The 21,574-nt window shown below is 40.0% G+C and carries 22 protein-coding genes and 2 other annotated features; of the genes, 18 read left to right on the top strand and 4 right to left on the bottom strand.

Features of this window, described 5'->3' with window-relative positions; translation table 11 throughout:
- The first annotated feature begins 229 nt into the window (after window positions 1–229).
- Window positions 230–362, top strand: a sequence feature (ribosomal protein L20 leader region).
- A 140-nt stretch (window positions 363–502) separates the two neighbouring features.
- The 4 genes from infC to M3226_RS06550 all read left to right on the top strand — a co-directional run bounded on the left by infC (window position 503) and on the right by M3226_RS06550 (window position 2,118).
- Window positions 503–1,006, top strand: coding sequence for a translation initiation factor IF-3 (gene infC / locus M3226_RS06565; RefSeq protein WP_141561135.1), 504 nt, complete (start codon window positions 503–505; stop codon window positions 1,004–1,006).
- Window positions 1,007–1,025: 19 nt separating this feature from the next.
- On the top strand, window positions 1,026–1,226 hold the full coding sequence (gene rpmI, locus M3226_RS06560; protein WP_098532742.1) for a 50S ribosomal protein L35: 201 nt from the start codon (window positions 1,026–1,028) through the stop codon (window positions 1,224–1,226).
- A gap of 36 nt (window positions 1,227–1,262) precedes the next feature.
- Window positions 1,263–1,622 (top strand): 50S ribosomal protein L20, encoded by a 360-nt coding sequence (gene rplT, locus M3226_RS06555; protein WP_251563707.1) that lies wholly within the window; start codon window positions 1,263–1,265, stop codon window positions 1,620–1,622.
- Between the two features lie 235 nt (window positions 1,623–1,857).
- On the top strand, window positions 1,858–2,118 hold the full coding sequence (locus M3226_RS06550; RefSeq protein WP_251563705.1) for a DUF1294 domain-containing protein: 261 nt from the start codon (window positions 1,858–1,860) through the stop codon (window positions 2,116–2,118).
- Between the two features lie 8 nt (window positions 2,119–2,126).
- On the opposite strand, the gene M3226_RS06545 is transcribed toward M3226_RS06550, so the two are convergent.
- Complete coding sequence (locus tag M3226_RS06545; RefSeq protein ID WP_251563704.1) at window positions 2,127–2,513, bottom strand: sigma-w pathway protein ysdB; 387 nt, start codon at window positions 2,511–2,513, stop codon at window positions 2,127–2,129.
- Between the two features lie 110 nt (window positions 2,514–2,623).
- Between M3226_RS06545 and M3226_RS06540 the strand changes: the two genes are divergently transcribed.
- Window positions 2,624–3,115 carry a dUTP diphosphatase gene (locus M3226_RS06540; protein WP_251563702.1) on the top strand — a complete coding sequence of 164 codons (492 nt, stop codon included), beginning with the start codon at window positions 2,624–2,626 and terminating at the stop codon, window positions 3,113–3,115.
- A gap of 72 nt (window positions 3,116–3,187) precedes the next feature.
- The gene (locus tag M3226_RS06535) at window positions 3,188–4,273 is read left to right on the top strand and encodes a M42 family metallopeptidase (RefSeq protein ID WP_251563700.1); all 1,086 of its coding nucleotides are present in this window, start codon (window positions 3,188–3,190) and stop codon (window positions 4,271–4,273) included.
- A gap of 83 nt (window positions 4,274–4,356) precedes the next feature.
- Here M3226_RS06535 and sspI read toward each other — a convergent pair whose 3' ends face one another.
- Complete coding sequence (gene sspI / locus M3226_RS06530; protein WP_098526887.1) at window positions 4,357–4,563, bottom strand: small acid-soluble spore protein SspI; 207 nt, start codon at window positions 4,561–4,563, stop codon at window positions 4,357–4,359.
- A 121-nt stretch (window positions 4,564–4,684) separates the two neighbouring features.
- On the opposite strand from sspI, the gene M3226_RS06525 reads away from it, so the two are divergent.
- The 4 genes from M3226_RS06525 (at window position 4,685) to M3226_RS06510 (ending at window position 10,655) form a co-directional block, all read left to right on the top strand.
- Window positions 4,685–5,434, top strand: coding sequence for a TrmH family RNA methyltransferase (locus tag M3226_RS06525; RefSeq protein ID WP_251563698.1), 750 nt, complete (start codon window positions 4,685–4,687; stop codon window positions 5,432–5,434).
- Window positions 5,435–5,494: 60 nt separating this feature from the next.
- Window positions 5,495–5,740: a binding site (T-box leader), on the top strand.
- Window positions 5,741–5,812: 72 nt separating this feature from the next.
- Window positions 5,813–6,850, top strand: coding sequence for a phenylalanine--tRNA ligase subunit alpha (gene pheS / locus M3226_RS06520; protein WP_251563696.1), 1,038 nt, complete (start codon window positions 5,813–5,815; stop codon window positions 6,848–6,850).
- A gap of 219 nt (window positions 6,851–7,069) precedes the next feature.
- Window positions 7,070–9,484 carry a phenylalanine--tRNA ligase subunit beta gene (pheT, locus tag M3226_RS06515; RefSeq protein ID WP_251563694.1) on the top strand — a complete coding sequence of 805 codons (2,415 nt, stop codon included), beginning with the start codon at window positions 7,070–7,072 and terminating at the stop codon, window positions 9,482–9,484.
- A 196-nt stretch (window positions 9,485–9,680) separates the two neighbouring features.
- The gene (locus M3226_RS06510; protein ID WP_251563692.1) at window positions 9,681–10,655 is read left to right on the top strand and encodes a nuclease-related domain-containing protein; all 975 of its coding nucleotides are present in this window, start codon (window positions 9,681–9,683) and stop codon (window positions 10,653–10,655) included.
- A gap of 166 nt (window positions 10,656–10,821) precedes the next feature.
- On the opposite strand, the gene M3226_RS06505 is transcribed toward M3226_RS06510, so the two are convergent.
- Complete coding sequence (locus M3226_RS06505; RefSeq protein WP_251563690.1) at window positions 10,822–11,112, bottom strand: 4a-hydroxytetrahydrobiopterin dehydratase; 291 nt, start codon at window positions 11,110–11,112, stop codon at window positions 10,822–10,824.
- A gap of 59 nt (window positions 11,113–11,171) precedes the next feature.
- Window positions 11,172–12,125, bottom strand: a complete 954-nt coding sequence (gene rnhC, locus M3226_RS06500) for a ribonuclease HIII (RefSeq protein WP_251563687.1) — start codon at window positions 12,123–12,125, stop codon at window positions 11,172–11,174.
- A 150-nt stretch (window positions 12,126–12,275) separates the two neighbouring features.
- Between rnhC and zapA the strand changes: the two genes are divergently transcribed.
- The 8 genes from zapA (at window position 12,276) to M3226_RS06460 (ending at window position 21,497) form a co-directional block, all read left to right on the top strand.
- Window positions 12,276–12,536 (top strand): cell division protein ZapA, encoded by a 261-nt coding sequence (gene zapA / locus M3226_RS06495; RefSeq protein ID WP_098526893.1) that lies wholly within the window; start codon window positions 12,276–12,278, stop codon window positions 12,534–12,536.
- 6 nt (window positions 12,537–12,542) lie between these two features.
- Window positions 12,543–13,085: a CvpA family protein gene (locus M3226_RS06490; protein WP_251563685.1), complete on the top strand. Its 543-nt coding sequence runs from the start codon at window positions 12,543–12,545 to the stop codon at window positions 13,083–13,085.
- Window positions 13,086–13,169: 84 nt separating this feature from the next.
- On the top strand, window positions 13,170–14,885 hold the full coding sequence (polX, locus tag M3226_RS06485; RefSeq protein ID WP_251563962.1) for a DNA polymerase/3'-5' exonuclease PolX: 1,716 nt from the start codon (window positions 13,170–13,172) through the stop codon (window positions 14,883–14,885).
- A gap of 296 nt (window positions 14,886–15,181) precedes the next feature.
- Window positions 15,182–17,539 (top strand): endonuclease MutS2, encoded by a 2,358-nt coding sequence (locus M3226_RS06480; protein ID WP_251563684.1) that lies wholly within the window; start codon window positions 15,182–15,184, stop codon window positions 17,537–17,539.
- 20 nt (window positions 17,540–17,559) lie between these two features.
- Window positions 17,560–17,967, top strand: coding sequence for a DUF350 domain-containing protein (locus M3226_RS06475; protein WP_251563682.1), 408 nt, complete (start codon window positions 17,560–17,562; stop codon window positions 17,965–17,967).
- Between the two features lie 259 nt (window positions 17,968–18,226).
- Window positions 18,227–19,933, top strand: coding sequence for an AMP-binding protein (locus tag M3226_RS06470; RefSeq protein WP_251563680.1), 1,707 nt, complete (start codon window positions 18,227–18,229; stop codon window positions 19,931–19,933).
- Window positions 19,934–20,116: 183 nt separating this feature from the next.
- The gene (locus M3226_RS06465) at window positions 20,117–20,701 is read left to right on the top strand and encodes a TetR/AcrR family transcriptional regulator (RefSeq protein ID WP_251563679.1); all 585 of its coding nucleotides are present in this window, start codon (window positions 20,117–20,119) and stop codon (window positions 20,699–20,701) included.
- A 22-nt stretch (window positions 20,702–20,723) separates the two neighbouring features.
- Window positions 20,724–21,497 carry an enoyl-CoA hydratase gene (locus M3226_RS06460; RefSeq protein ID WP_251563677.1) on the top strand — a complete coding sequence of 258 codons (774 nt, stop codon included), beginning with the start codon at window positions 20,724–20,726 and terminating at the stop codon, window positions 21,495–21,497.
- The last annotated feature ends 77 nt before the right edge of the window (window positions 21,498–21,574 follow it).

The following is a 21,574-nucleotide window of genomic DNA, read 5'->3' as shown; positions in this document are numbered from 1 at the left end:
AAACCGGCTTGTCAACAGCTTTACGTAGAAGATTGTTTATTTATTACAAGTTGATATTCATGAATGATCAATAGTGTTTGAAAAGGCTATAACAGCATCTTTAGAAAAAAACTATTGAATAATTTTTTGTTTCTTGCTACAATAAATTTCGTTGTCAAAGAAAAATAGTTTGTTTGACAAGTAATCTTAGCTATGATATAGTTACTAAGGTAAATTGAATACTTATTTTTGGGAAAAGAAGAAGCACCCGCTTCTCACCTGATTGACGCTAGTTAAGCAGTTGGCAGGTTTTACGTGAACTTTTTGTTTATTACTTATGTTCTGTAAAGTGTGGGTGTATTCATCCGCACTTTTTTGTTTGTTTACTTAAGAAATAGCACTTTTAAAGTAATTCATGCCTGTCAATCAAATTAGGGTGTCAAACAATAAGGTGATCTTATTCTTGTACCCAGACGTTGTATTCTTGATAAAACCTTGGAGGTGGCTAATTATTAGCAAAGACATGTTGTTAAATGAGGGCATCCGTGCTCGTGAAGTTCGTTTAATTGACCAGAATGGCGAACAATTGGGGATTAAAACCAAGTTCGAAGCATTGGAAATTGCCGGAAGAGTAAATCTTGATTTGGTACTTGTTGCACCAAATGCAAAGCCTCCGGTAGCCCGGATTATGGACTATGGCAAATTCAAATTCGAGAATCAAAAGAAAGAAAAAGAAGCTCGTAAGAATCAAAAGATTATTACTACTAAAGAAGTTCGTCTAAGCCCAACCATTGATGAACATGACTTTAATACAAAGCTTCGTAATGCCATTAAGTTTTTGGAAAAAGGCGACAAAGTAAAAGCGTCAATCCGTTTCAAAGGCCGGGCGATTACCCATAAAGAAATCGGTCAACGTGTGTTAGACCGTTTTTCCGAAGCGTGCAAGGAAGTTGCAACGATCGAATCACATCCTAAAATGGATGGACGAAGCATGTTCCTAGTTTTAGCACCTAAAAACGATAAGTAATATAGGGAGGACTATTACAATGCCAAAAATGAAAACTCACCGCGGCGCTGCAAAGCGTTTCAAGAAAACTGGTTCTGGTCAACTTAAGCGTGACCATGCTTATACAAGCCATTTATTCGCTAACAAATCAACAAAAGCTAAGCGTAAGCTTCGCAAAGCAGGTCTTGTTTCAAAAGGCGATTTCAAACGCATTCGTCATTTACTAACTTACGTAAAATAATTATAAGTGATCGATTTATTATAGGAGGGAAATTCCATGCCACGTGTAAAAGGCGGTACTGTTACCCGCAAACGTCGTAAAAGAGTTCTTAAATTAGCCAAAGGTTATTACGGTTCAAAACATACATTATATAAAGTTGCTAACCAACAGGTTATGAAATCATTACAATATGCTTTCCGTGACCGTCGTCAGGTTAAGCGTGATTTCCGCAAACTTTGGATTACTCGTATCAATGCAGCAGCTCGTATCAACGGTCTTTCTTACAGCCGTTTAATGCATGGCTTAAAGCTTGCTGGTATCGAAGTTAACCGCAAAATGCTTTCTGAACTTGCAATTAGCGATGCAAACGCATTTGCTGAATTAGCAAACGTTGCTAAGCAACAAAATAACAAATAAAGCGGAAGCGACCGTTAAGTGACGTATGGACTGGTGCCAAGCCGACTGAGATAAAGGAAACACGAAGAGCGTAAGCTTTTTCGTGTTGACTTATCGCAAGGAGGAGAGGTCCAGTATACTAGTCGCTGGGAGCTGGAGCTAGAAAGTGATCAAAGTTCAAAGAACTTATACTTTCTTATAACTTAAAGCCATTCTCATCATGAGGATGGCTTTTTCTATAAAAGGGGAAAATGGAATGAAACTATTCTTTATTGCTGTGATTATCATGAACTTAGTCGGGCTTCTGATTATGGGGGAGGATAAAAAGCGAGCCAAAAACCATCAATACAGAATTAGCGAGAGGACGCTCTGGTTTGTGGCGATCTTTGGCGGGGCGATTGGGGCAACAGCAGGAATGCAAGCTTTCCGCCATAAAACAAAACATACATCTTTTAAACTTGGCTTTCCAATTCTTGCAATCCTAGAGTTTATTATCTTCTTAAAAATACTCATCTAGAAACGGCATCATACACGACTAGTCTGTAGAAATTCATTCACAGGACTTTTCCAATGTATTTTTGCATTTGGATATTTTTCGAGTACTTTTTCAGTTAAATAAACGAAGTCATCTTTGCTAAGTCCTTTTAATGCTGCGGTATGATCGGGCCAAATCAAGATTGATATAACATCAAAGCTATCATCCTTTACACCCATATATTTTTCGCCAACAAACACTACGCCTTGATAGGTTACAAAAAAGTTTTTTCTGATATCTTCATCATCAAGAAATAAAAAACGTTTATGTTTACGTGCTGAATCAAGTTTTCGGGACGAATTGAATAATGATTTAATACTCAAGTAAAAGATGTATAAAAGTAAGAACAACAATATGAAACGCAGCAACCAGATCATGGCAATGCCCCCTGTAACGAACCTATTTTTACTTGTAATACGATTTGAGTAGAAAGAAGTTTCACCTATTTATCGTTTTAATATAATTTTCTAAAGAAGGAGTGCTGGTCATGGAATTAAAGAAACTTTTTCAAATGCAAAGAGCATTGGATTCCCATATTGAAGAAAAGCACGAGCTTGAAAATGAGGATTTGTTTGATAAGAAGGTACTTGCATTATTAGTCGAGATTGGTGAATTAGCGAATGAAACACGATGCTTTAAGTTTTGGAGTGTGAAACCCTCGTCACCCAAAGACGTGGTATTAGAAGAGTTTGTTGATGGGGTTCACTTTATCTTGTCACTGGGCCTTGAGTGCGGTTTTGATCAAAAATCAATCGCTATAAATGATCAGGATTCAGCAAGAAGTGTGACTGAGCAGTTTCTCCATGTCTATGAATCCATTAATCATTTTCAAAAAAATAAGGCTTTTGATGATTATGTAGAATTAGTGGAGTCATATCTAAAGTTGTCGTCACTATTAGGATTTACGAATGAGGATATAGAAAAGGCATATTTTGCGAAAAACGAAGTAAATTATCAAAGACAACAAAATAATTACTAGCGGAAAATTTGTAGCGGATCGAATTCGTTTTGTATAATTAAGGTTGTACATACCTATTAAGGGGGTTTAAGCATGGCGAAACTAGACGAAACATTAACAATGTTAAAGGACTTAACAGATGCCAAAGGTATTCCCGGCAATGAGCGTGAAGTGCGCGAAGTAATGAAAAAATACATAGCTCCATATGCCGATGAAATCTCTTCTGATGGACTTGGCAGTTTAATCGCCAAAAAGGTTGGGAAAGAGGGCGGCCCAAAAATAATGGTAGCCGGCCATTTGGATGAAGTAGGCTTTATGATCACACAAATCGACGACAAAGGCTTCCTTCGTTTTCAAACAGTAGGCGGCTGGTGGGGACAGGTTATGCTGGCTCAACGTGTCACAATTGTGACGAGAAAAGGTGATGTGACAGGTATTATTGGTTCTAAGCCGCCGCATGTTTTATCTGCTGAAGCTCGTAAAAAAACAATTGAAATTAAAGATATGTTTATTGATATCGGTGCCTCAAGCCGGGAAGAAGCTTCAGAATGGGGCGTCCGTCCGGGAGATATGGTTGTGCCATACTTCGAATTTACCGTCATGAATAACGAAAAAATGTTATTAGCAAAAGCATGGGATAACCGAATTGGCTGTGCGATTGCCATTGATGTATTAAGGCAATTACAAGGGGTAGATCATCCAAACGTTGTCTATGGTGTCGGGAATGTCCAAGAAGAGGTCGGATTACGCGGTGCGAAGACTGCAACTTATAAAATTCAACCGGATATCGGTTTTGCTGTTGACGTAGGTATTGCTGGTGATACTCCTGGAATCTCTGAACGAGAAGCGATGAGCAAAATGGGTAAAGGACCGCAAGTCGTGGTTTATGATGCTTCTATGGTGGCACATAAAGGCCTGCGTGACTTTGTCACGGATACAGCGGATGAGTTGAATATTCCGTATCAGTTCGAATCCATTCCTGGCGGCGGTACGGATGCTGGTTCGATTCACTTGACGCATAATGGTGTACCAGCGCTTGCGATCACGATTGCGACTCGTTATATCCACTCACATGCAGCAATGCTTCATCGTGATGATTACGAAAATGCGGTTAAATTGATTGTTGAGGTCATTAAACGTCTAGACCGTGAGACGGTTGATAAGATTACCTTTGAATAAATACAATATTAGTAGTCCCTCGGTTAGTCTTAGCCGAGGGATTTTTAAAACAAAAAAAGGCCGCCAAATTGGCAGCCTGTAAATTACTTTACGCCTTTTTCAAGGGTTTCAAGCATTTCTTTCTTCTCATCTTCTGATGAATTTTGCCAAATCACTTCAAATAATACCCCAAGTCCTGGAAGCATCTTTTCTTCGCCACTTTGAATCGCATCAACAATGGTATCTTCTAATTGATCTTGAGTATTACCAGAAACGTTGTGAAGAATCGCATTTCTTAGGTTTAAGTTCATTTTAATACCCTCCTTTTGTTAACCTTCATTCAATATTATGATTTCTAGGTTTTGGTTTTATTATGTAATGTATTTAGGATATAATGAGAAAATCATATGAGCATTTAAAAGGAGACCTGTTTTGAAATATATAGAATCTGTCAATAATCCTAAGGTAAAACAATGGAAAAAACTACTGACAAAAAAAGAACGCGATAAGAGTGGTACTTTTATAGTGGAAGGCTTTCATTTGGTTGAGGAAGCATTAAAGCAAGGCGAACAAGTTTTAGAAATCATTGTTTCGGATAATGTAGGACTGCCGCCGCGCTGGGATGTTGGATCTACACCAGTTACATCGGTTACGGAAGAAATCTCTAACTCATTATCTGAAACGGAAGCACCTCAAGGGATTTATGCTGTTTGCCGCCAATCCAATCAAGAGGTTCAGGATGCCAAAACGCTGTTGCTAATTGATGCGGTTCAGGACCCAGGCAATCTGGGTACAATGATCCGTACCGCCGATGCGGCCGGGATTGATGCGGTTGTGGTGGGACGCGGCAGTGTTGATATCTATAACTCGAAGGTCTTAAGGTCGGCACAGGGAAGCCATTTTCATCTGCCAATCATTCGAGGAGACCTTCATGAATGGATTGACAAGCTACATGATAAAAATATACCGGTATATGGTACAGCGCTTGAAGGGGCATCAGCCTATACGGATATTACTAGCGGTGCTTCGTTTGCCCTTATCGTTGGAAACGAGGGTAATGGTGTCGCCAAAGATCTACTTTCAAGTACAACCGCCAACCTATATATCCCGATCTTCGGAAAAAGTGAATCATTAAATGTTGCGGTTGCGACAGGAATTTTGCTCTATTATTTAAAAAAATAGGCGGAATACGTTTGACCTTTAGCTGAAAAACGTTATATAATAATGAACAATTGAAAAAAGTTAAAAACGATGACGGAGAAAAGTACCTAGTTATCGACCATTTAGGGAGAAAGTGCCGTGACTGCAAGCACTTTTATGGTTCTAGATTAGAGAAGTTCACCTCCTGAGTTGGCATCGGGACCATTTTTTAAAAATGTAAAGATGCATCGGCACAGGCCGTTATTCGAATGAAGCGAACACAATGTTTTTTTACATAACGTGTGTTTACAAGGGTGGTACCGCGAATTAACAAACCTCGTCCCTTTCCAGGGATGGGGTTTTTTTGTTTTTTTATGACTACCTAAAGTGACCAATTACCATTAAGGAGGAATAGATGATATGCAAGAACGATTAAAGGAATTGCAGGAAGAGGCTCTTCAAAAAGTCGAGCAGTCTGCCAGCCTAAAAGAATTAAATGACATCCGCGTTGCTTACCTAGGTAAAAAGGGACCTATTACAGAAGTACTGCGCGGAATGGGGAAGCTTTCAGCTGAAGAACGTCCAGTCATGGGGGCACTTGTAAATGAAGTGCGTGAAATCATTGCCGCTAAAATCGAAGCCAAACAAAAAGGGTTAGAAGAAGCTGCCGTTTTAGAAAAATTAGCATCTGAAAGCATTGATGTGACACTTCCAGGAAGTCCAGTCAGGGTTGGAAACCACCATCCGTTGACAAGAATTATTGAAGAAATTGAAGACCTATTTATCGGCATGGGCTATCAAGTAGCCGAAGGTCCTGAAGTAGAGCAAGATTATTATAATTTCGAAGCTCTTAATTTACCTAAAGGCCACCCGGCCCGTGATATGCAGGACTCCTTTTATATTACAGAAGAAATCCTTCTTCGCACCCATACATCACCAGTCCAAGCACGGACTATGGAAAAGCATGAAGGCAAAGGACCCATTAAAATTATCTGCCCTGGTAAGGTATATCGCCGCGATAATGATGATGCGACACACTCCCATCAATTCATGCAAATTGAAGGCCTAGTGGTCGGCGAGAACATCCGCATGAGTGACTTAAAAGGAACATTAGAGGTTTTTGCGAAGAAAATGTTTGGTGAAGATCGTGAAATTCGACTCAGACCAAGTTTCTTCCCCTTCACAGAGCCTTCTGTTGAGATGGATATTTCTTGTAAAATTTGTGGCGGCCATGGCTGTAATGTATGTAAGAAAACAGGCTGGATTGAGATTTTAGGTGCAGGGATGGTTCATCCGAACGTTCTTGAAATGGCCGGTTACGATTCTAAAAAGTACACTGGATTCGCATTTGGTATGGGACCTGAGCGAATTGCGATGTTGAAATACGGGGTCGATGATATCCGTCATTTCTATACCAACGATGTACGATTCTTAAAACAGTTTTCAAAACATGAGTAAATTCTAAATGCTGAAGTGCTTTGAACAGGGGCGATATAGGGAATATTGTCGATTGAAAATCGACTTAGTCTCCCTTAATGCGTACAGAAAGTGTAAGCTTTCTGTAGCCAAGCATAAGACGAGCCGACAGGAAGGTTGTTTTTTAACCGTCCTGTCCAATTGACTTAGACCAATGAGCCCATAGGCGCTGAAGCTGGATAATAAGGAGGAGTCGGAGACATGTTCGTATCATATAAATGGCTGCAGGATTATATTGATTTAACAGGTGTAACAGCAGCTGAACTAGCAGAAAAAATTACAAAAAGCGGTATTGAAGTAGAAGGTGTAGAGGTCCTTAATGAAGGCATTAAAGGTGTGGTTATCGGCCATGTCCTAGAACGTGAACAGCATCCAAATGCTGATAAATTAAGCAAATGTCTGGTAGATATCGGAGCAGAACAGCCCGTCCAGATTATTTGCGGTGCACCGAATGTGGCACAAGGCCAAAAGGTGGCAGTTGCTACAGTGGGTGCCGTACTTCCTGGTAATTTTAAAATAAAAAAAGCGAAGCTTCGCGGCGAAGAGTCAAATGGAATGATTTGCTCTCTTACAGAGCTTGGTATGGAAGGGAAAATTGTTCCGAAAGAATATTCAGAGGGCATCTTTGTTTTTCCGGCAGAGACGGAAGTTGGCGTTGATGCGTTAGCGCAGCTTAATCGTGACGATGAAGTGTTAGAGTTAAGTTTAACCCCTAACCGTGCGGACTGCCTAAGCATGCTAGGTGTTGCCTATGAAGTGGCGGCTATCTTAGGAAGAGAAGTTAAGTTTCCTGAAACAGATCTTGAGGCAATGAATGAAAAAGCAGCAGATTATGTAAAAATCAATGTTGAGGCAAAAGAGGATAACCCACTTTACGTGGCTAAAATTATTAAAAATGTAAAAATTGGACCTTCTCCACTGTGGATGCAAACACGTTTAATGAATGCTGGAATTCGACCGCACAATAATGTAGTTGATATTACAAACTATATTTTATTAGAATATGGCCAGCCATTACATGCATTTGATTATGACCGTTTAGGATCAAAGGAAATCCTTGTCCGCCGTGCAGTAGATGGTGAAAAGTTTATAACCCTGGATGATGTGGAACGCACGTTAACTGCTGACCACCTTGTTATTACAAATGGAACCGAGCCAGTCGCTTTAGCCGGGGTAATGGGCGGCGCTAATTCAGAGGTTACTTCAGATACCTCTACTGTTCTTTTAGAAGCAGCTTATTTCAATGGTCAGACGGTCCGTAAAGCATCAAAAGATCATGGTTTAAGAAGCGAAGCTAGTGCTCGTTTCGAAAAAGGTGTGGATCCAAACCGTGTTCGTGCTGCTGGTGAGCGTGCTGCCTACTTAATGGCGAAATATGCTGGCGGTGAAGTGCTGGAAGGTACATCAGAGGTCGATACACTAACGGTGGAACCTGCAGTTGTTTCCATTACACTAGAAAAAATTAATCGTGTCCTAGGCACAGATCTTCAAATGAACGAAGTAAAAGAAATCTTTGATCGTTTGCAATTCCCTGTTAGTATCGAGCAAGATACGATTACCGTTACGGCGCCGACACGCCGCGGGGATATTAAAATTGAAGAGGATTTATTGGAAGAGGTTGCCCGTCTTTACGGCTATGACGATATTCCAAAAACATTGCCAATTGGTTCGACAACTCCAGGCAAATTGTCCACTTACCAGAAGAAACGCCGTGTAGTTCGTCAGTATCTTGAGGGAGCAGGGCTGTATCAAGCTGTAACCTATTCCTTAACGAGTGAGGAAAAAGCTGCTCAATATGCTCTGGAAAAACGCAACCCAATTCGTTTAGCGATGCCAATGAGTGAAGAACGCAGCGTGCTTCGTTTAAGTATCATGCCACAATTACTCGAAGTATTAAAATACAATAGTGCCCGTCAAAACGACAGCCTAGCAGTGTATGAAACAGGTGCTGTATTCTTATCAAATGGGGAAGAAACACTTCCGGTTGAAAACGAGCATTTAGCAGGGGCTGTGACAGGTCTGTGGCACAGTCATTCATGGCAGGGTGAGAAGAAGGCAGTTGACTTCTATGTGGTGAAAGGTATTTTAGAAGGAATGTTTGCAAAGCTTGGCCTTGAAGATCGAATTGAATATGTTCAGGCTCAAGTAGAAGGCATGCACCCTGGCCGTACTGCAGAAATCAAGTTGGACGGTGTAAGCATTGGTTTCGTTGGCCAAGTACATCCAACCGTTCAAAAAGAATTGGATTTAAAAGATACCTATGTATTCGAACTTTCATTACAATCAGTTCTTCAAGAAGAAACAGCACCATTACAATACAACAGCATCCCACGCTTCCCAACGATCACAAGAGACATTGCCCTTGTGGTAAACAGAGAAACGGTGTCAGGCACCTTAAAAGAGATTATTTTATCTACAGGTGCACCGCTCCTACAGGAAGCTATGGTGTTTGATTTGTATGAGGGTGAAAGAATGGAAGAAGGCAAGAAGTCGATTGCTTTCTCATTAAAGTATTTAGATCCTGAACGTACATTAACGGACGAAGAGGTTACAAAGGTCCATGAACGTGTGCTGGAAGCCTTAAAAGAAAAGGCTGGAGCTGTGCTTAGAGGATAAATCAAAAGGGCTAGTTCGAAGGGTTAACTCTAACCGATTCGAGCTAGCTTTTTTATTTGCAAGGGAACTTTGGTTTTCACCGATAAAAATGGTAAAACCGCTGATATAAAAAAGTTTTACAAATTTTGCTAAGATTCTACAGGATTTTTGGTGCTTCGGTTAGAATTTATTATAAAAACGAAAGGAGTGAACATTTTTGCTTATAAAAGAGAGGAAAATTCCCCTTATTATTCTTATTTTAGAGGCACTTTGTCGACGTCTTCCCCTGAATTATCCTGATTATCAGGAGATAAAAGAGGAGCTTGGAAGGAGGCGTGCTGGTTACCAAGGTGAAGTAGCGTTTGACTATTATCTTAGATACTTACCAAATGATCAATATATGATCCTACACGATTTAAACCTTCCTGATGGGGAATACAACTGTCAAAACGATACCATCTTAATAACTCAAGAATATGCCTTAATTATTGAAGTGAAAAATATGGCTGGTAAGCTAATATTTGATACCGAAAACGAACAATTTATTCAGATTAATAATGAAAAAGAAAAAGGCTACACATATCCAATTTCCCAAGCTGAAAGACACCAAGAATATTTAAGGAAACTTTTAGCAGCCCATAAATTCCCCCCAATTCCTATTGAATACATAGTAGTAATCAGCAATAAGAATGCTACAAATGTCGTCACAGGAAAAAATGCTCACAAAGTAAAGCCTCGTGTATGTAAAGCAGACGTGTTTCTAAATAAAATCCGATTCTTTGAAAATCAATTTTCTAAACCTGTCCTCGATACTAAGGATCTTCGTAAGTTATGCCGCCTTCTTATGAAAATAAATACAGTTCCTACAAACTATGTTTTACGAAAATATAAAATAAATAAATCTGATTTATTTACCGGTGTATTCTGTCCTTATTGCAATAAATTCCATCTCGAACGAAAAAATTCAAAATGGTTCTGTCCAACCTGTAATACTTATTCAAAAGACGCTCACATAAATGCTCTAATCGACTATTTTTTATTAATAGATTCAAAAATAACTAATGAACAATTTCGGGATTTTTGTCATATAACATCACCTTATACCGTAAAAAGATTCTTACAATCGGCAAACATTATTTCGTCCGGTGCTAATAAGGGAAGGTCATATACTCCAAAGACCATCCCTTGGTAAAATTGCTCTTTCGCTGATAAACATGCGAAAACCGCCGATATATAAACAAAAACCGCTGATATATTATCGAAAACCGCCGATAAAAATATTTAACCACAAATTTTTCTAACAAATCATAAAAAAGAAGGTTGTCTAAGCCCAGTGATGGCTTAAACAACCCTTTTTATTAGATCTTTTCATAAATTTCATCATAAACCTCAGCCAACGCCACATCCAAATCCGTTAATCCCCCAGCATTCCAAGAAGTAAGCCTGAGAGTCACTAATTTATAATCAATGGCAATAAAAGGATGATGATTTTTTTCTTCTGACAGCTCAGCTATTTTAGTAACAAATGCAACCCCACTCATAAACTCACGAAAACGATATTTTTTTACAATGAATTTACCGTCTAATTTCCATCCTGGTAATGCAGCTAAAGCTTGATCAATTTCCGATAAACTTAGTCTTTTCGCCACGCATACCCCTCCCATTGCCATTTACTATTACTCTATTCTACGACCCTGACCATAACGACTTAGTTCCGTTTTTTATTTACAATGGCGATTGCCTTATCGGTGTTGGCAAAATGAAGTTTTACGAAGGAAGGAAGGCACTCTCGCCCTTTACTCATTATCAGCTTGGCCGCCGCTACATCCACCTGTGCCCCGGCACCTTTTGGAATTTTAAAACCCGCCGCCTCACTAAGCTTATCAATATATTGAATAAACGCATACCGTGCCAAAATACTAGCTGCAGCAACCGCTAAATGAATTCCTTCTGCTTTTGTACTAAAATAAACATCCTGTTTAGCAATCGCCTTCTGCCCTTTTAAATGCTGAAAATAAGTACTAGGCTGGACAAATTGGTCAATTAAAATCGCCTCCGGTTTTGCAGGTGATATCTTCTCCAACACTTTTAAAATGGCCTGATTATGAAGCAATGCCTTCATTTTACCTTGGGACATCCCCGAACCTTGCACCTGATTATATTTTTCATTCTTCAGAGTCATCAAGCTAAAGGGAACTACATCCTTAATAACCTTAGCAATTGATATGATTTTTTCATCATTCAAATCCTTTGAATCGCGTACACCTAATCCTTTTAATAACGGAATATCTTCTTTTCTGACATAGGCTGCTACCACTGTAATCGGACCGAAAAAGTCACCCGTGCCCACTTCGTCTGAACCGATGGCCGACATCCCGCCAATACCTGCAGGAAGGTCGCCTTTTGCCACAGACTTTACCTTAGCAGCAGAAGTTTTTTTATTTGAAGCACCCGCAGCACTGCTTCCCCATTTCCTGGCCTCTGATTCACTATCATTGCCTTGAAACAAGACTTTCCCGGACTTATAGGCCGTAATCATGCAGGAGGGGGTTTTTGCAGCAAACACACTTCCAGGAATATTTTTATCCAAAAGCTGCTTTGCGTAATAGTTTTTCAATTCATTAATCTTCGACATCTCTAAATTAAGAACAACATTTCCCACTAAGACACCACATTTCAATAAATTTTCTTGCTATGTTTAAAAAAAACAGGCTGAATCCAAGACCTATTTCATTTTCGATTTGTTTGACTTTTCGACTTATGTACGTTCGTGTTATAGTATAGAGTAGGATTCTGGAATGGAGGCTTTACGTTGTCAAATTTACAAAAACATAAAACAACCGTTGCTATATACGGCCAGCAATACGTCATAATGGGTACGGAAAGTCCAAGTCATGTACGACTTGTGGCATCGTTAGTTGACGACAAAATGCGCGAAATTAGTTATAAGAATCCAACCTTAGACGTAAATAAACTAGCTGTTCTGACTGCGGTAAATGCAGTCAATGATTATATTAAATTAAAAGATCAGTTAGAGCGGCTGCAAGCAGAACTACAAAAAGAAAAGGACTAAAAAAATATGTTAGGTTTAGCCATTATCATTTTTCTCATTATCGGATTCTTTGTTGGACTTAAAAGGGGGTTTATCCTTCAGCTTGTTCACCTAATAGGTTTTATTATTGCATATGTGGCCGCCACTTCCTACTATGAAGAACTTTCAACAAAACTCATTTTATGGATTCCCTATCCAAACTTTGGTGATGCCACAGGTTTGAAAATATTAACAGATTCAAATGATATGCAGAGTGCTTTTTATCGGGCGATTGCCTTTGTAATAATCTTTTTTGCTGTAAAAATATTGTTTCAAATCATCGGCTCTATGCTCGATTTCATTGCCCATTTGCCGGTCTTAAAACAGCTGAATGTATTCGCTGGGGGCATATTAGGCTTTTGTGAAGTCTATCTACTTATCTTTATTTTATTATATATTGGAGCCTTAATTCCAATCGGATTTATTCAGGATGCACTCGATCACTCCTCATTGGCGAAAGCAATTGTGAATCACACCCCTATCCTTTCACAGCAAATTAAAAGCTTGTGGATTGAATATACAACTGCTTGAACTTCTCTGTAGCAGAGGAGTTTTTCTATTCATGCCATAAACTAAGATAAAATGAAAATGCTAAACAGAGGGCAGGTGTTTATGATGGAAGTTAATAAAAAAGAAGTAATTCGGTTATTAGAAACCATTGCGATTTATATGGAATTAAAAGGTGAAAACCCATTTAAAGTTTCCGCCTTTCGGAAAGCGGCAAATGCGCTAGAAACAGATGAACGTGTTTTAACGGAAATTGAAGACTTTACCAGCATTGCTGGGATTGGCAAAGGGACTGCCGCTGTAATAGATGAATACATAAAAGAAGGAACATCTACAGTCTTAAAGGAGTTAAAGGAAGAAGTTCCAGCTGGTTTAATCCCTTTGCTGCAACTCCCAGGTCTTGGCGGAAAGAAGATAGCCAAGCTCAATAAGGAGCTGGGAATTGTGGATGTTGTGAGTTTAAAAGAAGCTTGTCAAACTGGCCAGGTGCAGGCCCTTGCCGGATTTGGCAAGAAAACAGAAGAGAAGATTTTAAGTGCGATTGCCAATGTGGGAACAAGGCCTGAGCGGCTTTCGCTGGCGTACATGCTTCCAATTGCCGATCAAATTGAAGCTAAACTTGCAGAAATGCCGGATATCATTCGTTTTTCTAGAGCGGGAAGCTTAAGAAGAATGAGAGAAACGATAAAAGATCTTGATTTCATCATTTCGACAAACCAACCAGAAATGGTCCGCGAGCACCTGTTGGATCTGCCGCGAATAAAGGAAGTCATTGGTGCAGGGGATACAAAGGTATCCATTGTCTTGGATCTGGATTATGATGTCTCGGTTGATTTCCGCCTCGTCAAGCCAGAGGAATTCATTACAACGCTGCATCATTTTACAGGTTCAAAGGATCATAATGTCCGGATGCGTCAGCTTGCCAAAGAACGCGGTGAAAAAATAAGTGAATACGGGGTTGAAAATGTAGAAACAGGGGAGATTCTTACTTTTTCATCAGAAGAAGAATTTTTCAAACATTTTGATCTGCCATTTATTCCGCCGGAAATTCGCGAGGACGGAAAAGAAGTAGAGCAATTCTCGGCGTCTCAAGAATTGATTGAGCTTGCAGATATTAAAGGTGATTTGCATATGCATACCACCTGGAGTGACGGAGCTCACTCGATTGAGGAAATGGTAGAAGCCTGCCGGGCTAGAGGCTACCAATACTTAGCCATTACAGACCACTCGCAGTACCTAAAAGTAGCAAACGGTCTGACACGTGAAAGATTGCTAAGGCAGAAAGAAGAAATTAAGAAATTAAATCAAAAATACGATGATATTCTGATCCTATCGGGTGTAGAGATGGATATTTTACCCGATGGGACATTAGACTATGATGATGAGTTATTAGCAGAAATGGATTTTGTGATTGCCTCCATTCATTCGGCATTTTCCCAGCCAAGGGAAAAAATTATGGAACGGTTAAAGACGGCATTGGAAAATGCTCACGTCAATTTAATTGCCCATCCGACTGGCAGAAAAATTGGCCGCCGGGAAGGCTATGATGTCGATGTTGATTTATTAATCCAATTGGCTAAAGAGACCAATACTGCATTAGAATTAAATGCAAACCCTAACAGGCTTGATTTAGCAGCAGAATATTTACGAAAAGCCCAAGAGAACGGCGTAAAAATTCTCATTAATACCGATGCCCATCAATTGGATACATTAAAGCATATGGAAATTGGCGTTTCAGCCGCCAAAAAAGGCTGGATTAAAAAGTCTACAGTGATTAATGCATTAGATAAATATGACCTACTTGAATTTATACATCAACGATAAGAAAAGCGGAAGCGCCTGTTCAGCGGCGTATGGCCTGGAGTGCTCCAACTGAGATAAAGGAAAACCGAAAAGCGGAAGCGCCTTGACCAGGGGCGAAAGGCATAAGATGAGCCGGCGACAAGGCTGATTTTTAGCCTTTTTGACGGATTGGCTTATGACCCCGAGCCCCTAGGCGCTGGAGCTAGACAACACGAAGAGCGCTAGCGATTCGATGTTGACTTATCGTAAGGCGGAGCGCGAAGGACACTAGCCGCTAGGCGCTGGAGCTGGACAAACTTAAGAAGGGGGGAAACTCCGTGCACGAGAGAGCCTTAAAGGTTTTGGAATTTACAAAAGTAAGAGAACAGCTAGTTGAACATGCCTCTTCCTCACTTGGGAGAGATAAAATAAAAAATTTAGTCCCATCGACGGATTTTGATGAAGTGGTAAGGCTTCAAGCAGAGACGGATGAAGCAGCAACCGTCATTCGTATTAAAGGAAATGTACCGTTAGCAGGAATTCATGATATTCGTGCCCATATTAAACGTTCTGTAATCGGCGGCGTTTTGAGCCCGCATGAACTAATTCAAATTGCCAGCACCATTCATGCGAGCCGCCAAATGAAGCGATTTATCGAGGAGTTAGCTGCAGACAGAACAGAACTGCCAATCTTAGTAGAACAAGTCGCAAATATCACTCCGCTCACGAACTTGGAGCAGGATATTAAAATTGCGATCGATGAGAGTGGAGAAGTCCTGGATGGTGCTAGTGATTTGCTGCGATCGTTAAGGCATCAGCTTCGGTCAAATGAATCGAGAATTCGTGAACGGTTAGAGAGTATGATCCGTTCCTCAAACGCAGCTAAAATGTTATCCGATGCGATTGTGACCATTCGAAATGACCGTTTTGTTATCCCGGTAAAGCAAGAGTATCGCGGCCATTATGGCGGGATTATTCATGATCAAAGTTCATCAGGACAAACGCTATTTATTGAACCGCAGGTTATTGTCCAATTAAATAATCAACTCCAAGATATTCGTGTCAAGGAACAGCTTGAAATTGAAAGAATCTTAACAGAGCTGTCCGCAAAAACAGCCGAATACGAAGGTGAACTCAAGGTAATTGTCGATATTTTAGCTAATTTAGATTTTGTGTTTGCAAAAGCGAAATATGGTAAAAAAATAAAGGCTTCCATGCCAATTATGAATGATGAAGGAAGAATTGCTTTATATAAAGCCCGTCACCCGCTCATTCCGATTGATGAAGTGGTAGCCAATGATATTATGCTCGGAAAAGAGTACACAACCATTGTGATAACGGGTCCCAATACCGGGGGTAAAACGGTCACCTTAAAGACGCTTGGCCTATGCTCGTTAATGGCACAGGCAGGCCTTCAGGTACCGGCCTTGGACGGCTCGGAACTAGCCGTTTTTGATTCAGTCTATGCCGATATTGGTGATGAGCAGTCGATTGAACAAAGCTTAAGTACCTTTTCGTCCCACATGGTTAATATTGTCGATATTTTAAACCGGGTCGATTTTAACAGCCTAGTCTTATTTGATGAGCTAGGGGCGGGAACCGATCCACAGGAAGGTGCTGCCTTGGCGATCTCGATTTTAGACGAGGTCCACAAGCGCGGGGCAAGGGTGATTGCAACGACCCACTATCCGGAATTAAAGGCGTATGGTTATAATCGCGAGGGTGTATTAAATGCAAGTGTAGAATTTGATGTTGAGACATTGAGCCCGACCTATAAACTATTATTGGGAGTACCCGGCCGGAGTAACGCCTTTGAAATTTCGAAACGGCTTGGTTTAAATGAAAGGGTCATTGAAACAGCCCGCTCACATGTAAGTGAAGACACGAATCAAATTGATAAAATGATCGCCTCTCTTGAGGAAAGCAAACGCCAAGCTGAGCGTGAACAAGAAGAAGCACGCGACTTTTTAAAACAAGCGGAAAAGCTTCATCAAGATTTACAATCGCAAATGATCGAGTTTTATGATAAAAAAGATACAATGCTGGAAAAAGCAGCGGAAAAGGCCGCTGATATTGTGGATGAGGCGAAACAAGAGGCAGAGAAGGTTATCCGTGATTTACGAAAAATGAGAACAGAGAAACATGCGGAAATAAAAGAACATGAACTTATTGATGCTAAAAAGCGGCTTGAACAGGCAGCACCGGAAATCAAGAAATCCGCGAAATTAACAAACACCAAATCTAAAAAACACACCTTCATGCCTGGGGATGAGGTGAAGGTCTTGACCTTTGACCAAAAAGGAACCCTGCTGGACCGTGTATCAAACAATGAATGGCAGGTTCAAATTGGTATTTTGAAGATGAAGGTTAAAGAAAAGGATATGGAGTACTTAAGTACACCAAAACAAGTGGAAACCAGACCAATGGCGTTCGTAAAAGGCCGAGATACTCTAGTTAAACTGGAATTAGATCTCCGCGGGGAAAGGTATGAGGATGCCCTTCTAAAAGTAGAAAAATATATTGATGATGCCCTTCTGGCAAGTTATCCGCGTGTATCAATCATCCATGGAAAAGGTACGGGGGCCTTAAGACAAGGTGTACAAGAATATTTACGAAACCACCGTTCCGTTAAGAAAATCCGCTTTGGAGAAGCCGGAGAAGGCGGTTCAGGGGTAACCATCGTCGAATTTAAATAATATACCCGGGGAGAAACGTAATGGACCAGTTTTGGGAGAATAGATATATTCAGATAGCTGCATATTACAGTGTTGTGATTTTATGTATGGTTGTCTTTTTAGCTGTGTTTGAAGTGGTAACCAGGTATAAAAATTGGGAAGAAATCAAAAAAGGAAACCTGGCAGTGGCAATGGCAACCGGTGGAAAAATACTGGGGCTGGCCAACATTTTTCGGGCATCTATTAATGATAATAATTCGTTACTGGAGATGGTTGGCTGGGGCGTTTTCGGGTTTGTCCTGCTGCTTGCCGGCTATTTTATCTTTGAATTTTTAACGCCTAAATTTAAAATTGATGAGGAAATTCAAAATGATAATAGAGCGGTTGGTTTGTTGTCGCTAATTATCTCAATAGGGTTGTCTTTTGTGATTGGTGCAGGAATTTCGTAAGGGGAGAAAATATTAGTGGAGACATTAGCTAAAGTACTGCTGGGATTGTGCGGTTTGTTTTTACTTATAGGCGTTATCTATATGGTGTTTTTTGTATAAGATCAATCATCGCTGAAGTATTTTGGCGATGATTTTTTTGTTAAAATGGATTAAGCCCAGAGCCCCATAATGGCAATGTCTCATTGTCTATAACTAAATGCTGTACTATAATAGAAGAGAGTTTATAATTTTATGAATTATTTCACCAAGGAGGTTATTTATGTTGGAGTCAAAACCCTGGTTGGACCTTTATCCAAAGGAAATTCCCGCCACACTTGAATACTCCAGAGAACCCGTACAAGAATACCTAATAAACGCAGCCATAGAGTTTCCAGAGAAAATAGCGATTCATTTTATGGGAAAAGAAATGACGTATAAACAACTTTATAAAGAGTCTCTCAGTGTTGCCAGTTATCTACAGCAATCCATAGGCATTCAAAAGGATGAGCGGGTTGCCATTATGCTTCCTAATTGTCCGCAAGCTGTAATCAGTTATTTTGGGATCTTAATGGCAGGCGGAATCGTCGTTCAAACCAATCCGTTATATACGGAACGAGAGCTGGAGTACCAAATGAAAGACTCCGGTTCAAAAGCTATTATCACCATGGACATTCTTTATCCACGAGTCACAAAAGTTATGCCGCAGACTAATTTACAAGACGTTATTGTAACCGCTATCAAAGACTACTTACCATTTCCTAAAAATCTTATTTATCCCTTCATCCAGAAAAAGCAATATGGGATTGTCGTAAAGGTAAAACATGAAGGAAACTCCCATTTGCTCACCGAAATTGTTAAAGAAAATTCAACAGAATTGATTCAGCATGATTTTGATCCCGAGGAAGATATTGCCTTATTACAATATACTGGGGGGACAACCGGTTTTCCAAAAGGAGTCATGCTGACACATAAAAATCTAATTGCCAATACTTGTATGAGTAAGGCCTGGTTATATAAATGTAAACCAGGTGAAGAATCGGTTTTGGGAATATTGCCGTTCTTCCATGTTTATGGAATGACTACGGTCATGATTTTATCGGTTAAGATGGCCTATAAAATGATTTTATTACCAAAATTTGATGCCCTAACGACATTGAAGACCATTCACAAACAGCGGCCAACTCTTTTTCCAGGTGCACCAACCATCTATATCGGCCTATTGAATCATCCAGATTTGAAGAAATATGACCTTTCTTCGATTGACTCCTGTATCAGCGGGTCGGCACCACTCCCAATTGAAATACAACAAAAATTCGAGCAAGTCACAGGTGGAAAGCTCGTGGAAGGCTATGGACTATCTGAAGCATCACCTGTCACTCATTCTAATTTTTTATGGGATGTCCCAAGGGTAAAAGGCAGTATCGGTGTTCCCTATCCTGACACAGACGCTGTCATTTTGTCTGTTGAAACTGGTGAACCGATGCCAGTCGGCGAAATTGGTGAGATTGTGATTAAAGGACCGCAAATTATGAAGGGCTATTGGAATCGTCCAAAGGAAACAGAGGAAGTACTGAAGGATGGCTGGCTTTATACCGGAGACCTTGGTTACATGGATGAGAAGGGATATTTTTATGTAGTAGATCGTAAAAAGGATATGATTATCGCAGGAGGCTTTAATATCTATCCTCGGGAGATCGAAGAAGTATTATATGAACATCCAGATGTAGTCGAGGCAGTAGCTGCCGGTGTTCCTGATCCATATCGTGGAGAAACCGTGAAGGCATATCTAGTCTTAAAAGAAGGTTCCACTGTTACAGTTGAAGAAATGAATCAATTTGCAAGAAAATACTTGGCTGCTTATAAAGTACCTAGGGTTTATGAATTTAGAAAAGAGTTACCGAAAACGGCAATAGGTAAAATATTAAGAAGAACACTTGTAGAAGAAGAAAAACAAAAAATAGAGCATGAAAGCCAAAAACACGCCTAGCTTTTTTTTTTTTGAGCAGGAAGGCTTGTCACACCAAGCTATTATATATTAGGATGAAGTGGTCAGTTTTTCTTGACAGTAAACAAATTAAATTCTATTATAAAAATATGAATGATGATTCATTCATAATTTCTTTTTATTTGGAAAGATTACAAGAAAGATTTCTTCAAGAGGGTGGATTATGTGAAAAAGAACAAACCGAAATATATGCAAATTATAGATGCAGCGGTAATCGTTATCGCTGAAAATGGGTACCATCAAGCCCAAGTTTCCAAAATCGCGAAGCAGGCAGGGGTGGCAGATGGCACCATCTATCTATATTTTAAAAACAAAGAAGACATCCTTATCTCTCTCTTTGAAGAAAAAATGGGCGAATTCGTTGAAAAAATAGAAAAAAAAATAGCAGGAAAAGTGACGGCAGAAGAGAAGTTATTAATGATGATTGAAACCCATTTCCAACTTCTATCAGATGATCACCATATGGCAATTGTTACCCAGCTGGAGTTACGTCAATCCAATAAAGAATTGCGGCTAAGAATTAATGCGGTTCTTAAAGGATATTTACAGGTCATCGAAAAAATCATTTTAGAAGGAAAAGAAACAGGGGAGTTCTCAAGTGATCTTGATGTTCGCCTAGCCCGGCAAATGATCTTCGGGACAATTGATGAAACAGTTACATCGTGGGTGATGAACGAGGAGAAATATGATTTAATGGCCTTGGCATCTCCAGTCCATCGACTGTTGATCGATGGCTGTAGAAAAAGGTAAGCGAAGAAAAGGGGGAGTTGCATTGGAATACTTAAAATGGTCGTACCAGGATCGGATTGCCACGATTACCATCGAGCGTCCGCCAGCAAATGCACTTTCATCGGGTCTGTTAAGAGAATTGTCTGCAGTTCTTGATGAAATCGAGCCAAACCGTGAGATTGGGGTTATTGTCATTCACGGAGAAGGAAGATTTTTTTCAGCAGGAGCCGATATTAAGGAATTTACAACAGTGACATCATCAGAAGGATTTGCGAACCTTGGCAAGTTTGGGCAAGATTTATTTGATCGTATGGAAAAATTCTCAAAACCAATTATTGCAGCCATCCATGGTGCAGCTCTAGGTGGTGGACTTGAATTGGCAATGGCCTGTCATATCCGTTATGTAAGTGAAAATGCCAAACTTGGTCTGCCCGAGCTTCAGCTTGGGTTAATCCCTGGTTTTGCGGGTACACAGCGTTTGCCTAAATACATCGGTGTTGCAAGGGCTGCGGAAATGCTGTTTACTTCTGAACCTATTTCCGGTCTTGAGGCAGTAGAATATGGTTTAGCAAACCGTGCCTTCCCTGAAAGTCAGCTGTTAGATGAAGCTTATAAATTGGCAGGTAAGATTGCTAAGAAAAGTCATGGTTCCATTCAAGCAACCATAGAATTATTAAATTATGCTAAAACAGAGGAATTTTACGAAGGTACAAAAAGGGAAGCTGAATTATTTGGTGAAGTGTTTGTTTCAGAGGATGCAAAAGAAGGTATCCAGGCATTTCTTGAAAAAAGAGAGCCTAGTTTTAAAGGGGCATAACTTCTTACGGCAGGCATCTGTCCAGAAGTTCCAATAAATTTTTTTGCGGCGAATTTTCTCAATCTTTCGAACTAAAT

Source organism: Neobacillus cucumis, assembly GCF_023715505.1.
Note: the sequence above shows the minus strand (reverse complement) of the source record. Positions and strands in the feature narration are given on the sequence as shown.

Bases quoted from the DNA above. Each gene is read 5' to 3' on its own strand.
- pheT (WP_251563694.1), top strand. From the start codon at position 7,070: ATGTTCGTATCATATAAATGGCTGCAGGATTATATTGATTTAACAGGT.
- rpmI (WP_098532742.1), top strand. From the start codon at position 1,026: ATGCCAAAAATGAAAACTCACCGCGGCGCTGCAAAGCGTTTCAAGAAA.
- M3226_RS06535 (WP_251563700.1), top strand. From the start codon at position 3,188: ATGGCGAAACTAGACGAAACATTAACAATGTTAAAGGACTTAACAGAT.
- M3226_RS06490 (WP_251563685.1), top strand. From the start codon at position 12,543: ATGTTAGGTTTAGCCATTATCATTTTTCTCATTATCGGATTCTTTGTT.
- rplT (WP_251563707.1), top strand. From the start codon at position 1,263: ATGCCACGTGTAAAAGGCGGTACTGTTACCCGCAAACGTCGTAAAAGA.
- M3226_RS06545 (WP_251563704.1), bottom strand. From the start codon at position 2,513: ATGATCTGGTTGCTGCGTTTCATATTGTTGTTCTTACTTTTATACATC.
- M3226_RS06550 (WP_251563705.1), top strand. From the start codon at position 1,858: ATGAAACTATTCTTTATTGCTGTGATTATCATGAACTTAGTCGGGCTT.
- polX (WP_251563962.1), top strand. From the start codon at position 13,170: ATGGAAGTTAATAAAAAAGAAGTAATTCGGTTATTAGAAACCATTGCG.
- sspI (WP_098526887.1), bottom strand. From the start codon at position 4,563: ATGAACTTAAACCTAAGAAATGCGATTCTTCACAACGTTTCTGGTAAT.
- M3226_RS06540 (WP_251563702.1), top strand. From the start codon at position 2,624: ATGGAATTAAAGAAACTTTTTCAAATGCAAAGAGCATTGGATTCCCAT.
- M3226_RS06470 (WP_251563680.1), top strand. From the start codon at position 18,227: ATGTTGGAGTCAAAACCCTGGTTGGACCTTTATCCAAAGGAAATTCCC.
- pheS (WP_251563696.1), top strand. From the start codon at position 5,813: ATGCAAGAACGATTAAAGGAATTGCAGGAAGAGGCTCTTCAAAAAGTC.
- infC (WP_141561135.1), top strand. From the start codon at position 503: ATGTTGTTAAATGAGGGCATCCGTGCTCGTGAAGTTCGTTTAATTGAC.
- M3226_RS06475 (WP_251563682.1), top strand. From the start codon at position 17,560: ATGGACCAGTTTTGGGAGAATAGATATATTCAGATAGCTGCATATTAC.